Origin of the sequence: Cohnella hongkongensis (assembly GCF_042654645.1) — a bacterium.
GTDB classification, from domain to species: Bacteria; Bacillota; Bacilli; order Paenibacillales; family Paenibacillaceae; genus Cohnella; species Cohnella hongkongensis.
The window spans coordinates 157,512-172,908 of the sequence record NZ_JBHSEP010000013.1; the positions used below are offsets into that span (position 1 = coordinate 157,512).

General features: G+C 59.8%; 12 protein-coding genes. 11 read left to right on the plus strand and 1 reads right to left on the minus strand.

Translation table 11 applies throughout. The features are described from left to right. The first annotated feature begins 144 nt into the window (after positions 1–144). The 10 genes from alaS to ACFO3S_RS17770 all read left to right on the plus strand — a co-directional run bounded on the left by alaS (position 145) and on the right by ACFO3S_RS17770 (position 12,475). On the plus strand, positions 145–2,772 hold the full coding sequence (gene alaS / locus ACFO3S_RS17725; RefSeq protein ID WP_378098905.1) for an alanine--tRNA ligase: 2,628 nt from the start codon (positions 145–147) through the stop codon (positions 2,770–2,772). A gap of 81 nt (positions 2,773–2,853) precedes the next feature. Beyond that, complete coding sequence (locus tag ACFO3S_RS17730) at positions 2,854–3,129, plus strand: IreB family regulatory phosphoprotein (RefSeq protein ID WP_378098878.1); 276 nt, start codon at positions 2,854–2,856, stop codon at positions 3,127–3,129. 2 nt (positions 3,130–3,131) lie between these two features. Then, positions 3,132–3,575 (plus strand): Holliday junction resolvase RuvX, encoded by a 444-nt coding sequence (gene ruvX, locus ACFO3S_RS17735; protein ID WP_378098880.1) that lies wholly within the window; start codon positions 3,132–3,134, stop codon positions 3,573–3,575. After that, positions 3,556–3,861, plus strand: a complete 306-nt coding sequence (locus tag ACFO3S_RS17740; protein ID WP_378098882.1) for a DUF1292 domain-containing protein — start codon at positions 3,556–3,558, stop codon at positions 3,859–3,861. Before ruvX ends, ACFO3S_RS17740 begins: the two co-directional genes overlap by 20 nt. Continuing rightward, complete coding sequence (locus ACFO3S_RS17745; RefSeq protein WP_378098884.1) at positions 3,854–4,165, plus strand: DUF1292 domain-containing protein; 312 nt, start codon at positions 3,854–3,856, stop codon at positions 4,163–4,165. The genes ACFO3S_RS17740 and ACFO3S_RS17745 overlap by 8 nt, the downstream gene beginning before the upstream one ends. 262 nt (positions 4,166–4,427) lie before the next feature. Next, positions 4,428–5,756: an endolytic transglycosylase MltG gene (mltG, locus tag ACFO3S_RS17750; RefSeq protein ID WP_378098886.1), complete on the plus strand. Its 1,329-nt coding sequence runs from the start codon at positions 4,428–4,430 to the stop codon at positions 5,754–5,756. 106 nt (positions 5,757–5,862) lie between these two features. Then, on the plus strand, positions 5,863–6,798 hold the full coding sequence (locus ACFO3S_RS17755; protein ID WP_378098888.1) for a peptidase U32 family protein: 936 nt from the start codon (positions 5,863–5,865) through the stop codon (positions 6,796–6,798). 26 nt (positions 6,799–6,824) lie between these two features. After that, the gene (locus tag ACFO3S_RS17760; protein WP_378098890.1) at positions 6,825–8,081 is read left to right on the plus strand and encodes a peptidase U32 family protein; all 1,257 of its coding nucleotides are present in this window, start codon (positions 6,825–6,827) and stop codon (positions 8,079–8,081) included. A gap of 215 nt (positions 8,082–8,296) precedes the next feature. Then, positions 8,297–10,414: a methyl-accepting chemotaxis protein gene (locus ACFO3S_RS17765; RefSeq protein WP_378098892.1), complete on the plus strand. Its 2,118-nt coding sequence runs from the start codon at positions 8,297–8,299 to the stop codon at positions 10,412–10,414. A gap of 231 nt (positions 10,415–10,645) precedes the next feature. Further along, complete coding sequence (locus tag ACFO3S_RS17770) at positions 10,646–12,475, plus strand: peptidoglycan D,D-transpeptidase FtsI family protein (protein ID WP_378098894.1); 1,830 nt, start codon at positions 10,646–10,648, stop codon at positions 12,473–12,475. Here the strand turns inward: ACFO3S_RS17770 and ACFO3S_RS17775 are convergent. Beyond that, positions 12,408–13,553 carry an AI-2E family transporter gene (locus tag ACFO3S_RS17775; protein ID WP_378098895.1) on the minus strand — a complete coding sequence of 382 codons (1,146 nt, stop codon included), beginning with the start codon at positions 13,551–13,553 and terminating at the stop codon, positions 12,408–12,410. The two genes, ACFO3S_RS17770 and ACFO3S_RS17775, sit on opposite strands and share 68 nt — an antisense overlap. Before the next feature lie 179 nt (positions 13,554–13,732). Here ACFO3S_RS17775 and ACFO3S_RS17780 point away from each other — a divergent pair, with 179 nt between their 5' ends. Next, the gene (locus ACFO3S_RS17780) at positions 13,733–15,193 is read left to right on the plus strand and encodes a polysaccharide deacetylase family protein (protein WP_378098897.1); all 1,461 of its coding nucleotides are present in this window, start codon (positions 13,733–13,735) and stop codon (positions 15,191–15,193) included. Positions 15,194–15,397: the final 204 nt, after the last annotated feature.

Consider the following 15,397-nt stretch of genomic DNA (forward strand, 5'->3'; position numbering starts at 1 on the left):
GGCACGGGCCGTTATCCCGTCAGAGGAGATCGCTTCCGCGGAGGCGATAACCAGGGTGGTACCGCGAAGCTATTCGTCCCTGATTTTGGGGGCGTTTTTTTATTTTTTTCGAGACAGTCGAGGAGGATTCCGTAGATGAAACCGATGAAAGCAGCAGAAATTCGCAGCAAATGGCTGGCCTTCTTCGAAAGCAAAGGCCACAAAATCGAACCGAGCTCCCCGCTCGTCCCGCACAACGATCCGTCCCTGCTCTGGATCAACGCCGGCATGGCGCCGCTCAAGGCCTATTTCGACGGGCGGGTCATTCCGGACAATCCCCGGATCGCCAATTCGCAGAAATGCATTCGCACGAACGATATCGAGAACGTCGGCAAGACGCGCAGACACCATACTTTTTTCGAGATGCTCGGCAATTTCTCTATCGGCGACTACTTCAAGGAGGAGGCGATCACCTGGGCGTGGGAATTTCTGACGAGCCCGGAGTGGATCGGATTCGATCCGGAGAAGCTTTCCGTCACCGTCTATCCGGAGGACGAGGAGGCTTACCGCTATTGGCACGAGAAGATCGGCATCCCTGCGGAACGGATCGTGAAGCTCGAGGACAATTTCTGGGACATCGGGGAAGGCCCCTGCGGTCCATGTACGGAAATTTTCTACGACCGCGGCGACAAGTACGGGGATCTGTCCGATCCGGAGTGCACCCCCGGGGGCGAGAACGAGCGCTTCCTCGAGGTGTGGAACCTCGTATTCTCGCAGTTCAACCATAACAAGGACGGCAGCTACACTCCGCTGCCGAACAAGAATATCGATACCGGCGCAGGACTCGAGCGCTTCGCCTCCATTCTTCAGGACGTGGATTCGAACTTCGATACCGACTTGTTCCAGCCGATTATCGAACGCGCGAGCGCGATTGCGGGCGTGAAGTACAAGACGAGCGAGGAGCACGACGTCGCGCTGAAGGTGATCGCCGACCATATTCGCACCGTCGCCTTCTCCGTAGGAGACGGCGTGCTGCCGTCCAACGAAGGCCGGGGCTACATTATCCGCCGTCTGCTCCGCCGCGCCGTCCGCTACGGCAAGGTGCTCGGCATCGACCGTCCGTTCCTGTGGGAGCTGACGCCGACCGTAGGCGAGATTATGGGCGTTTATTATCCGGAAGTGGTGGAAAAGCGCGAGTTTATCGAGAAGGTGATCCGCACCGAGGAGGAGCGGTTCCACGAGACGCTGTCCGACGGCCTGGCGATTCTGGCCGATCTGTGCGCCAAGGCGCGCGCCGAAGGCCGTTCCGAGATTACCGGCCCGGACGCGTTTAAGCTGTACGATACGTACGGGTTCCCGCTCGACCTGACGGAGGACTATGCGGCCGAGCAGGGCATGACCGTAGACCGCGACGGCTTCGACCAGGCGATGCAGGAGCAGAGAGACCGCGCCCGCGCCGCCCGGCAGGAAACCGACAGCATGAAGGTGCAGGGCGGACCGCTGGCCGATTATACCGACAAGAGCGACTTCATCGGCTACGACCGGCTGACCGCGGAAGCTCGCGTGCAGGCGATCGTGGCGGAGGGCGAATTCGTCGATGTCGCCGGAGTCGACCAGAAGGTGCTCGTCGTGCTCGATCGCACGCCGTTCTATGCCGAAAGCGGCGGCCAGGTGAGCGACCGGGGAACGCTGTCCGGAAGCGGCGTCAGCGCCGAAGTTGTCGGCTTGAGCAAAGCGCCGCACGGACAGCCGGTCCATCAAGTCGTCGTGACCGGAGGGTTTCTGAAGGCGGGCGATACGCTTACGGCGTCGGTCAACGCGTCCGAACGCGGAGATACGATCCGCAACCATACGGCGACCCATCTGCTTCACCGAGCGTTGAAGGATGTGTTGGGCGATCACGTCAACCAGGCGGGCTCCCTGGTCGAGCCCGAGCGGCTTCGCTTCGACTTCTCGCATTTCGGCGCGGTATCCCCCGAGGAGCTGGCCGAAATCGAGCGCAGAGTGAACGAGCAAATCTGGCTCGGCACGGAGCTGGACATCAGCCTGAAGCCGATCGCGGAAGCGAAGGCGTTGGGGGCGATGGCGCTGTTCGGCGAGAAATACGGCGACATCGTGCGCGTCGTCCGCGTCGGCGACTACAGCCTGGAGCTGTGCGGCGGCTGCCACGTCGGCAATACGTCGCAGATCGGCCTGTTCAAGCTCGTCAGCGAGGGCGGCATCGGCTCCGGCGTGCGCCGGATCGAGGCGGTGACAGGACGCCATGCGTACCGCTACCTCGACGATCAGCTGACGCTGTTGAAAGATGCGGCCGCCCTGCTGAGAAGCAGCGTCGCCGACGTGCCGAAGCGGATCGAGGCGCTGCAGGGAGAGCTGCGCCAGACGCAGCGGGACAACGAATCGCTGCAGGGCAAGCTTAGCCGCCTGGAGGCGGCGGAGCTCGTCTCCTCGGCCAAGAAGGTGGGCGAAGTGACGCTGCTGGCCGCCCAGGTGAACGCGCCCGGCATGGACGCCTTGCGCGGAGTTGCCGACGAGCTGAAGCTGAAGCTGGGCTCGGCGGTGCTCGTGCTCGGGGCTGTGGAAGGCGAGAAGGTCCATCTGGTCGCGGCGGTGACGGCCGATCTGGTCAAGCGCGGGCTGCACGCCGGCAAGCTGATCAAGGAGATTTCGGCGATCTGCGGCGGCGGGGGCGGAGGCAAGCCGGAGCTGGCCCAGGCCGGAGGCAAGGAGCCTTCCAAGCTGTCCGAGGCGCTGCAAGCGGCAGAATCGCTCGTGAAGTCCCAGATTTCCTAGCCACTAATTTCCTGTCGAACGCGGATTGTGTTATGATGAGAGTAGGTTCTTGGAGTAGTTATTGAAAGCGAGGTGCTGGAGATGAGCACGTCGGATAAAAACCATTTCGACCAAACCGTCAAGTTCGATGTCGTCGCCGACCCTCACGAAGTTTCGTCCCGCGACATTCTATTCACGGTGCACGACGCGCTGGTAGAGAAAGAGTACAATCCGATCAACCAGATCGTCGGTTATCTGCTGTCCGGCGATCCCGCCTTTATCCCGAGGCACAACAACGCGCGCAGCCTGATCCGCAAGAAGGAGCGCGACGAGTTGATCGAAGAGCTCGTTCGCTTCTATCTTCAGCAAAACCGTTGACGATGCGGATTATGGGACTGGACTTCGGCGAGAGACGGATCGGCGTGGCGATGAGCGATCTGTTCGGCTGGACCGCGCAGGGGCTGGAAGTGATCGACCGGAAAGCGGTCGCCGATCCGGAGGCGCGTATCGAGGAGCTGGTCGGGCAGTATGAAGTCGGAACGATCGTCGTCGGCTTGCCGAAGAACATGAACGGCACGATAGGGCCAAGTGGGGAAAATTGCATGGCATTCGCGGAACGTCTTCGGCAAACCCTAGATTTGCCGGTGCATCTGTGGGATGAAAGGCTCACCACGGTATCCGCGGAGCGAACGCTGCTTGAAGCGGACGTAAGCAGAAGCAAACGCAAACAAGTCATCGACAAGATGGCCGCGGCAATCCTGCTGCAAAGCTATCTTGATTCGGTATCGAAGCGAGGGACCGCCAATGACGGATATGAATTCTAACGAAGAAGAAGCCGAATTGATCTACATTACGGACGACGAAGGCAACGACGAGCCGTTCGAGGTCGTAATGCGCTTCGAACTGGACGACGGCACCGACCGGAAATATATGATGGTCGTGCCGGCCGAAGAGGACGAAGGAGAAGAGCAGGAAGTGTTCGCGTTCCGCTACGACGAGGACGACACCGGGGAGATCAAGCTGTACCCGATCGAGGACCCGGCGGAATGGGACATGGTCGAGGAGACGTTTAATACGCTGATCGGGGAGTTCGGGGAAGCCAATGACTGACATTCGCAGCGCCGGCTCTTCTCAGGAAGGGCTGCGTCGCCGTTACGGAGACCGCGTCGGCCTGCTGTCCGAAGACGGGGAAGAACGGGTCTATCGCCTCGCGGCCGAGCTGGCCGTCGGCGGCCGCCGCTACGCGGTGCTGCAGACGGAGGAGCTGGAGCGGGACGACGAGATCGAGGTGTTTCGCATCGTCGCCGCTCCCGACGGCGAAGAGCAGCTCGAGTCCGTCGCGGACGAGGACGAATGGGAGCAAGTCGCCGAAGCGTTCGACGACCTGCAGTTCGGCAGCGACGAACAGCCTTAGGTCCATCGATTAAGAGCGGGCGACCGCTCTTTTTCTCGGTGATTCAGAAAGGATAAAATGCGCTATCCTGATCTGAATCACCTCCGACATAAACGTTATCCCGCCGATCCTAAGGACGGCGTAAGCCGTTTATGCTTGGTGATTCAGAAAAAATTCGCTATCCCTATCTGAATCACCTCCGACAAAAACGCGATTCTGCGTCTAGAGGACGCCGAGAGCGTTTTTGCATGGTGACGACAGGTTTTGCTGGAGGGGAAGAAGCTTGAATAGAGACGATGAATCGACAACGGGATGGAGATCCATATACGACGACAAGAACAAGGAACGGATCCACAGACCGGCGGACAGAAGGGAGACCGCTGCGGCGGCGGAGACGGGGCGGCTGCCTTCGCTGTCCCGTTCGGCCTCTTCGCGTTCCGAAGATCCGGGCTGGAGCCCGGCGTCGGATCGCTCCGCGGCCGGTCGTGATTTGCCTCCCCGGCAAGAGCCGGAGGCGAGGACGACGTCGGTGCCGGCGGAGCGCCGCCGCAAGCCGAGAGTGGTGCTCTGGTCTTTCCTGATCGCGTTGAGCCTTGTGCTATCGGTGGCGGGCGGCACCTTGTTTTACATCTGGAACGGCCTGAGGCCGGCTCCGGCGCAATCGGCGCCGGTGAAGTTCACAGTCACGTCCGGTATGCGCGCGCAGAAAGTGGCCGAATTGCTGGAGGAGCAGGGACTTATACGTAACGCTTTTCTATTCAGCACCTGGTTGAAGATCGAAGGAGAAGGCTCCCGGTTTCAGGCGGGCGAGTACGAGCTGACGCCAGGCATGACCCGCGAGGAAATCGTGGCCAAGCTGAACGCGGGAGATACGGTCGCCGCAGAGACGATGAAGTTCACGATTCCCGAAGGCTTTACCGTGACGCAGATCGCCGAGCGGCTTGCGGAGAGAAACGGCATCGACAAAAACAAGTTCCTGGAGGCGGCAAGCAATCCGGAGCTGTGGACCGGGTCGATCTGGACGAAGGGGCTGCCGCTGGACAGCGATCTCCGGTATCCGCTGGAAGGGTATCTGTTCCCGGAAACTTACGAGATGAAGGCGGGCAGCACGGAGATCGAGATCATCAACCGCATGCTTGCCGAGCTGGACCGCAAGCTCGACCAGCTGCCCGAGGATTGGCTGAGCGTCATGGAGGATCGCGGCTTGACCGTGCACCAGCTGCTGACGATCGCTTCGCTGGTGGAGCGCGAAGTCATGGTCGACGAAGAGAGACCGATCGTGGCGGGCGTCATTCAGAACCGGCTCACGAAGAAGATGCCGCTGCAGATCGACGCGACGATCCAGTATTTGCTCGACAAGCAAAAAGAGAGACTGCTCGAGGCGGACTTGAAGGTAGACAGTCCCTATAACACGTATTTGAACGGCGGGCTTCCTCCGGGGCCGATCGCGACTCCGAGCCTGAAGTCGATCGAAGCTGCGCTTTATCCGGATCAGACCGATTACTTGTATTACGTGACGAAGAAGGACGGAACGAATACCCACCTCTTCGCGGAGACCTACGCGCAGCATCAGAAGAACATCCGGCTGAGCGAGCAGAACGTCAATCCATAATCCGCATTCCTGCGAATGCGCGCCGACCCGGCCAGCCGTTCCTACGCATCCGCGCGATGTACAGGGGCCGCTGGCCGGGTCGAAGATTTCCCGGAGGTGCCATACGATGACGACAACGATTCCCGAGCTGCTCATATCCGCCGGCTCTATGGCGCAGATGGAACGTTATATTCGGGCCGGAGCTTCGGCCGTTCTGATCGGCGAAGCCCGGTTCGGGATGAGGCAGCCGGCCGATATCGGACAGGACGCGCTGAAAGAGGCCGCAGAGACGGCTCATAAGCTCGGCGCGAAACTGTACGTTAACATGAACAAGCTGTTCCGCAACCACGAGCTGGAAGGGCTGCCCGATTACTTGCGCGCGGTGCGCGCGGCGGAAGCCGACGCCGTCGTCTTCGGCGACCCGGCCGTGTGGATGAACGTTCGGGAGCACGCTCCCGATCTGACCTTGTTCTGGAATGCCGAGATGACCGGGACGAATTCGTCGTCCGCCTCCTACTGGGGGAGACGCGGGGCGGCTCGGGCCGTGATCGCCCGGGAGCTGAACGAGGAGGAGATCGCCGATCTGAAGGCAAAGGCGGGGATGGAGATCCAGGTTCAGGTTCACGGGATGACGAACATTTATCATTCCCACCGCAACTTGTTAGAAAGCTACATGCAGCATCTCGGCCGCGAGGCGACGCTGATACGCAGAGGACCGGACAGAGGGCTGTTCCTCGTCGAGGCGGAGCGCCCGGACGAGAAGTTCCCGGTGTACGAGGACGCCAACGGAACCCATGTCATGAGCCCCGACGACATCTGCCTGCTCGAAGCGCTCCCCGAGCTGATCCGTGCGGGCGTCGACAGCTTCTATATCGAGCCGCTGCTCCAGACCGACGAATATAACGAGACCGTGCTCCGCGGCTACCGAGAGGCGCTGGACCGCTGGCGGGAAGCTCCCGACGCTTACGCGTTCGACGAGCAGGCCCTGGAGCGCATTCGTCGGCTGCAGAACCCGGACCGGGAGCTGGGCTTCGGATTTTTGTACAAGGAGCAGGTCTATTAAACCGAACGAGACGAGGAGGGAGAAGGATGGTTCAAGCCGCAGTTCGGGATAAGCCCAAATACGCAGGCAGAAGGACGCGCCTGGACAAGCCGGAATTGCTTGCCCCGGCCGGCAGCCTGGAGAAATTGAAATTCGCCGTTCATTACGGAGCCGATGCCGTCTACATCGGCGGGCGAAAATACGGCCTGAGGTCCAATGCCGACAACTTTAGCCTCGAGGAGATGCGGGAAGGCGTGGAGTTCGCCGCCCGCTATGGGGCTAAAGTATTCGTGGCGACGAATATTTACGCTCATCAGGAGGATTTGGACGGCGTGGCCGACTATTTGCGGCAGCTGGAGAGCGTCGGCATCGCCGCCATAATCGCCGCGGATCCCGCCATCGTGGAGACCGCTCAGAAGGTTGCCCCCGGACTGGAGGTTCATCTGAGCACGCAGCAGTCGACGATGAACTGGCAGGCGGTGCAGTTCTGGAAGGAGGAAGGGCTGCCGCGCGTCGTGCTGGCCAGGGAGACGACGATGGAGGAGATCGCGGAGATGAAAGCCCGGGTCGACATCGAGCTCGAAGTGTTTATTCACGGAGCGATGTGCTCTTCCGTATCCGGCCGCTGCGTGCTGTCCAACCATTTTACCGACCGGGATTCGAATCGGGGAGGCTGCTGCCAGTCGTGCCGCTGGAAGTACGATCTTCACGCCGACGAGCAGTCCGTCGCGAAGCCGGGAGAGAATCTGTTCACGATGGGCTCCAAAGATCTGTGCATGATCAAGCATATTCCCGATTTGATCGATGCGGGCGTCGACAGCTTTAAGATCGAAGGCCGCATGAAAAGTCTCCATTATGTCGCATCGGTCGTCAACGCTTACCGTCAGGCGATCGACGCGTATATGGCCGACCCCGAGCGCTACGAGCTGAGGGCCGAGTGGGTCGACGAGATCGGCAAGGCGGCGAATCGTCCGCTGAATACCGGATTTTTCTACACGACGCCCGGCGCGGAGGAGCACATCTACGAGCCGGAGGAGAAGCCGGCTCCGTACGATTTCGCGGCAGTCGTGACCGGCTATGACGAAGCCTCGGGCGTCGCCACCGTTCAGCAGCGCAGTCCGTTCCGGCCCGGGATGGAGGTTGAATTTTTCGGTCCGGGAGGCCGGAGCTTCGTTCAGCGTCTGGACGAGCTTGCCGACGAGGAGGGGCGCGGCCTGGCGGTCGCCCGACATCCGCTGCAGGCCGTTCGAATTCGAACCGCCCAGCCCGTTCAGCCTATGGATCTGATGCGCAAGAGACTATAGCCTCAATTGGGCGCAAATATTTTTTGGGAAATACCGGAGGAATAAAGAGGAAAAAGAAATAGACTTGTCGAATTTGTTCACCTAAAGGTAAACTTGACCGCCCGGACGGCCGATAATTACCTTGTTGCGTGGTTCAAAAGGCAGGTCTATTTTCTGATGCCGCCAGATCGTCGTCACTACATAGTCGTCACTACATAGTTGGAGGGTAATAGCAGATGAAACAATCGTGGCGTGAAAAATTAGGATCGGTAAATTGGAAGAAAGCTTCCCAATCGGTAGGCGGATTATCCAAGCGCGTGGGCGGACAGTTCAAGGAGTCCAGATTCGAGAACCCGATACGCTCCGTAGGAATGAAGCTCTTTCTGCTCATATTCTGCAGCATTCTGGCGTGCGTATTGATTCTGGGATGGTTTTCCTACTCCAAGTCCAGCTCCATCATTCAGCAGAAGGTGGCCGATTCGAGCAGTCAGACCGCCGTTCAGACGGCCGGCAAGATCGCCCTGATGCTGCAGGGCTACGAGCGCCAGTCGCTGCAGTTCATCACCGATTCCTCGTTCATCAACCTTCTCGGAACGCTTGCGGTTTCGAAGGACGATTACGAGACGTTCGATACGGCGCGGCAGCTGACGGAGAAGATGAACAGCGTCGCGATGGCCGATACGAGCTATGAATCGATTTCTTTGATTCCGATGTACGAAGGCGGACAGTTTATTTCTACGGGCACTTCGCTGAACCGGGAAGGCGTCGCCGAGCAGCAGTTCCTCCAGACGATCTCGGAGGCGAACGGCAGAGCGGTCTGGATCCCGACGCTGGCCAAAGGACTGGACAACAACCGCTCCGCGCCGACCTTCGTGCTCGGCCGCCTTCTGAACCAGGGCAAGCCTTATCTGATGATTATGGAGATCAAAATCAAGACGCTCCAGGACGAGATGAAGTCGGTCAACTTCGGAGAAGGCAGCTCCGCCTTCATCGTCGCGGAAGACAATACGATCGTGTACGCGGCGGAGACGGAGCAGATGGGCACCGCTTATCAATACGAGCTCCCGGGTCAGGATGCATCTTCCGCTACGATCACGGTTAACGATACGAAAGTGCTGTCGTCTGCGGGTCTGCTGGAGAACAACGGATGGAAGCTGATCGGCAACATCCCGGTGTCGGCTCTTGTCAAAGACGCCAAAGCGATCAGCAATCTCACCTGGCTGATGTCCCTGATCGCCGCTTTGATCGCGGCCGGTATCGGCATGATCGTCATGCTGACGGTGGGTCGTCCGCTGGCTCAGCTGCGCACGCTGATGAATCAGGGTGAGCAGGGCAATCTGACCGTCCGTTCCACGATCCGTTCCAAGGACGAGATCGGCCAAGTGTCCGACAGCTTTAACAGTATGATGGAGAAGATTACCGACCTTGTTCGTCAGACGAACCTGTCTGCGCAGGAAGTGCTGGAGACGGCGTCGTCGCTGTCGGACGCCTCCCGCAAGACGGCCGGCGCGGCGAAGGAAATCGCGGTAGCGACCGAGGAGATCGCGGGCGGCGCGACGAATCTGGCGGTAGAGGCGGAGAAGGGCTCCGATCTGACCGTTCAGATCGGCACGCAGGTGCAGACGGTCATCGACTCCAACACGGAGATGGGCCAGTCCGCGAACGAGGTGGAAGAAGCCGGACGCACCGGCTCGGTTTATATGGACAACCTGATCCAGAAGACCGGTCAGACAGAAGAGATGACGCGCTCGATGGTCGAGAAGGTCGACAAGCTGCAGGAGAGCACCGGCTCGATTCGCAAAATTCTCGACGTTCTCGGCAACATTACGAAGCAGACGAACATTCTGTCCCTGAACGCGACGATCGAAGCGGCGAGAGCCGGAGCGGCAGGCAAAGGCTTCATGGTCGTCGCCGACGAAATTCGCAAGCTGGCCGACCAGTCCCGCGAATCAATCGGCGTCGTCGGAGATATCGTGGAGACGATATCCCGCGAAATCGAGGAAACGGTCAGCGTATTGTCCGAAGCGTATCCGATTTTCCAAGAGCAGATCGACTCGGTGCGCGAAGCCAATCAGATCTTCGTCACGGTGCAGGACAATATGAGCGGATTTATTAGCAGGCTGAGCTCGGCTACGGATTCCGTCCGGCAGCTCGAGAACGCGCAGGGGACGCTGGCGATGGCGATGAGCAACGTCAGCGCCGTGGCCGAAGAGGCGTCCGCGACGTCCGAGGAGGTCGCTTCCTTGAGCAACGAGCAGCTGAGCATTAGCGACGGGCTGGTGCAGCTGTCGAACCGCCTGGAGGCCGTATCCGGCAAGCTGCGCGAATCGCTGAGCAAGTTTACCGTCGCTTAACGTTATGGATGAAGAGGTTCTTCCGGCCGCAGTCGGAGGGACCTCTTTTTTTGGGATTCAGACAGTATAAAATTCGTTTCCGTATCTGAATCGCCGCCGGCATAAACGTGATCCCGCCGATCCTGAGGACGGACAAAAACGCGATTTTGCGTCTGGAGGACGCCGAAGGCGTTTTTGCTTTCACTCCAATATGGAAATGCTAGGGAGGAGAACAGGAAAGGGGCGACGATCATGGGCGGTTACAGAGTCAGGGCGTTTCGAACGCTGGTGCTGATGGCGGCTTTGTTCGGCATCGTGTGGGCGAGGCTGACGTGGCTGCAGATCGGAGGCGGCGAGAAGAAGGGGGGCGGATCGCTGAGCGCGGCTGCCGTTCTGCAGCATTCCGACGCGCTGCTGCTCGACAGCGGCCGCGGACAATTCCGCGACCGGCGCGGGCGGCCGCTGACCGGACAAACGGTGAACGCCTTGGCGGCCTTTCCCGCCAACGGGCTGCCCAGAGGGGAGGAGCGCGCCGTTCGCGAGCTGGCGGCCGGCCTGAATGTCGAGGCGGCGGAGCTGCAGGAGTGGCTGGGAGCGCTGCGGGAGCCGGACGTTTGGCGACGGCCCGGCTCGTCGACGGCCGCCGACCTGACTAAGGAGCAGGCGGTCCGGGTCAAGCGGGCGAACCTGCTCGGCGTGGACGTGCTGCCCTACCTGAACCGCTACCCTTCGGACATCGCGCCTCTCCATGCGATCGGTTATATTTCACAGCACCCGGAGCGCGTGAAGGCCGTCTACGGAAATCGAATCTTGCGCCATCAGATGAAGGAGACCGCGCAGATCGGGGGCATCGGCCTGGAGAAGTCGCTGGACCGGCTGCTCCAGGGGAGGACCGCAACGACGGTCAAGCAGGTGACGGACGCGGCCAGAAGGCCGCTGCAGGGGCTTGGCTTAAGGCTGAACGCATCGGACAACCCGCACTTTCCGCTTCAGGTCACGACGACTATCGACCTGGACATTCAGCGCATCGCCGAGAGGACGATGCGCGAAGCCGGCATCGGCAAGGGGGCGGTCGTCGTGCTCGATGCCGCCAACGCCGATATTCTGGCGATGGTGTCGCTGCCGCGTCTCGATCCCTATCATGTCGGGGCGAGCGGAACCGACGAGCGCAACCATGCGATTACCGCCGTCCCGCCCGGCTCGGTGTTCAAGACGGTGACGCTGGCGGCGGCGCTGGAGGCCGGAGAGACGGGCTGGGAGGAAACGTTCTACTGCGACGGAGCCTACGGAAAGTACGGATTGAAATGCTGGAAGGAGGGCGGCCACGGCCGTCTGACGCTGGAGCAGGCCTATGCGCAATCGTGCAACGTCGCTTTCGCGGCGCTGGCCGAACGTCTCGATCCGGCATGGCTGCAGATTACGGCCGAACGCATGGGCTTCGCCAGACGCATCGGCTGGCACGACGACCGCTTCGTCGACGGGAAGCCGCTTCGGCTGCTGGAGGAAGAAGAGAGAGGGGCCGTTTTTTTGAGCAGGCGCATCGCCGAGGACGGGGGAGCGAGGGCCGGGTCCGGCATCGGCCAGCGGGACGTAAGAATTACCCCGCTGCAAGCGGCCAATCTGGCGGTGACGATCGTTAATGACGGCCGCGTTCTCGCCCCCCGCCTGGTAAAAGAGGTGCGCTATGCGGACGGAGGGCTGCTGGCCGTGCTGAACGAACAGCCGGCGCCCTCGAAGCATGGGGCGATCGAGCCGGAGACGGCTGCCGCGCTGCGCAGGGGGATGCTGGCGGTCGCGCGGGAGGGGACGGCCGCCGGCGCGCTGCGCAAGGCCGGGTGGCCGCTGGCGGGCAAATCGGGCACGGCGGAGCTGGCCGGCAAGCGGCAAGGCCGCAACGACCATTGGTTCGTCGGCTACGGGCCGGTCGGCCGCCAGCCGCGGTACGCGGCCGCCGTGCTGATCGAGGATCAGCCGGCAGGACTGCGCAACCGCGCGGCGGCCGTCTTCGGCCGGATTATGGACGGGATTCGCGATCTGGAGCTTCGGCAGCGGCCGTCTGCGGAGCGAGCGGATGAACGTTAAACTCGTCATTCGGAAACCGGATCCACTTGTGGAAATAGCCTTGGTCGTACAAGGCTTTCAATAGAATCATCAGAATCGGGGCCAGAATCAACCCGGCAACGCCGAACAGCGACAAGGAAACCATCATAAACGCCAGCATCGTGAAGGCGGACACGCCGACGGTCTGGCCGGTAATTCTCGGCTCCAGAAACTGCCGGGTCAGCGTGACGACGAGCAGCAGCGCCGTCAGCCAGATGGCGAGCGTCAGATCCCCGACGATGAACAGGTAGACGATCCACGGGATGAACAGCGTATTGATCCCCAGCAGCGGGAGAACGTCCAAAATCCCCGCAAGCAAGGCGATCGAGAAAGCGTTATTGACGCCGAGAGCGAGCAGAGCGGCGAAAATCACGAGAAACGTAATGCTGATCAGCTTGCCCTGCGCTTTCAAGTAGGCGCCGATCCCCTTGAACACGTTGTTGCGCAAAAATTCGAACGCGATTTTCAACGTTTTGGGCGCCCGGTCGGTTCCGAGCTTCTTCCACGACTCGATTTCCAGGCTGAGGAAATAAGCGAGGATGATCGCGATCGAAATGTTCAAAATGAACGAAGAGAAGGAAGTCAGAAAGCCGACGAGCCATTTCAGAAACTGGCCGGCCCAGTTCGCGCCGAGGTCGGTCACGTAAGCGGCCGCCTCGGTCAGCTTCTGGGCGATGTCCGGCGGCAGCGCCTCGGCCTGATTTTGCAGACGCTCGGCGATCGATTTGACCTGGTTTTCCAGCAGATTTTGATATTTCGGCAGATCGTCGGCAAGCTGCGTGATCTGAATCGTAAAAATATAGCCGAGTCCGAAAAAAGCGGCCAGAATGACCAGCGTAAAAAACAGAATGCTGATGCCGGTGGCGATCGATTTGGGCAATCCGATGCGATTCAGCCGCCTGGCAAGCGGTTCGATAATCCAGAAAATAAGGAAGGAGAGAAACACGGGCGTGGCCAGATTGTACAAATAGCTGAATACGTACATCGTCAGCCACACGGTAAGCGCGATAACGCCAATGTCGAAGGCGGTTCTCCAATATTTTTGATACAATGTGAGCATTAGTCAGCCTTCCTTTTCCGATTCGTTAGTTGCTTGTCCAACCGATCTATTGCTATAGTACATGATAGCAAAAAAGATGCATATCGGCATGCCTATTTTTCGGGAGCATATGTTAAAATAAAAGGCAGGCCGACAACCGCGCGCTTAACTAATATGGCAATCAAGATGGTGGGGAAAGCATGGAACTCATCCTATGGATCGGTTTTTATTTTTTGACTTTTTACGCTTTTTTACCGGCTTTGATCAGTCGGATTTTCGGGTACAGAGTGTTCATGAACGGAAAATCGGCGGACGGGATTTCCCTTACGTTCGACGACGGGCCGGATCCGGAGTATACGCCCAAGCTTCTCGATCTCCTGAAAGCTCACGGAGCGAAAGGAACCTTCTTCGTCGTCGGGGAGAATGCGGAGAAGCATCCCGATCTGGTGGCGAGAATTCATGAGGAAGGGCACGTTCTGGGCATTCATAACTACGTCCATCATATGAACTGGTTCATGCGTCCGAGCACCGTCAAGCGGCATATTCGCCAGACGTCCGACATTATCGAACGGATTACGGGGAAAAAGCCGATGTACTACCGGCCTCCGTGGGGCATTGTGAACGTATTCGATTACGCCAGGCTGGGCCACCTGCAGATCGTGCTGTGGACTTCCTTGTTCGGAGATTGGAAAAAAAGGATCGGTCCGGACAAGCTTTACCGCCGCATGAAAAGAAAGCTCAAGCCCGGCGAGGTGTTTCTGCTGCATGATTGCGGGAGCACGTTCGGGGCGGATCGCGACGCGCCGGAGAATACGATCGCAGCCGTGGAGAGAATTCTGAACGACGGCCGCAAGCGGGGTTATCGGTTTATCGGTATCGACGAGATGATCGCGGTGACGGAGAAAGCCAAGAAAAAGACGAGAGCCGGCCGTGAGACGGCGGGCGCGGAGCCTGCGGCCAGAATCGGACCGTTCAAAAAGGTGGTCATCGGCCTATGGATGCTGTGGGAGAAGCTGTTTCACGTCGCGTTCCGGCTTCGTCCTGTCGGCGACACCGGGTTCTTCAACTACCGCATTCGCAAGTATTCGGGACCTCGTCTCAAGCTTCATGGCGGCAGCGAGTTGAATTCGGGGGATCGGATCATGGAGATCCATTTCGAGAACCGCATGCTCGTGGAGATCGGACACCGGTCCAAGACGCCGCTGCAGCTGGCCATTCGAATCATTCGCGAGATCGAGAAAGTGCTGCCCGACATGGCGAGGGAGCTGGCCGTCGTCCCGAGGGGCGGCGAGGTTAAAGCGCTCTACGGAGTCTCGATGATTCATCGCGGCGGCGAGAGTCTGGGCTTCGAGATGTTCGACCTGCCGAAGGGCCTGTTCGCATGGTCGACGAACCTGTACTTGCGGTTCATGATCCGGGTCGTCCATCCGTCCGGCAGTCGGCGGGTGCGGGAGCACGGAGAATCGTTGAACCCCCGGATGCTGATTATGGCGCGGGAGACGCTGCTTCGATGGGCGGACGAGTCCCGGAAGCTCCGCCGCGGGCGGGAGCGGGCCGCCTCCAAGCTCGGCAGCGGCATCGTGACAAGCGCGCGCGATGCGGCGTCGGACGGCGGCTCCGCCGGGGAGTTGGAGGAGACGGCGGCGGGCAGGCTGGTGTAACCTCGGCCTCGGCTAACCCAAATAGGCTTCCCTTCCAATCATCTGACGATGACGGAGGGAAAGCCTTTTTTTTGTGCTTCAGCGTACTATGTCAAGAAATTTTTTCTGAAATTTGAGCAACTCAAACACACCTAACCACTTACTTTTTCAAAAAGTTAGCAACCGACAGAGGAGCGATGCTTGGAACCGGCCTTTCTTGGACTT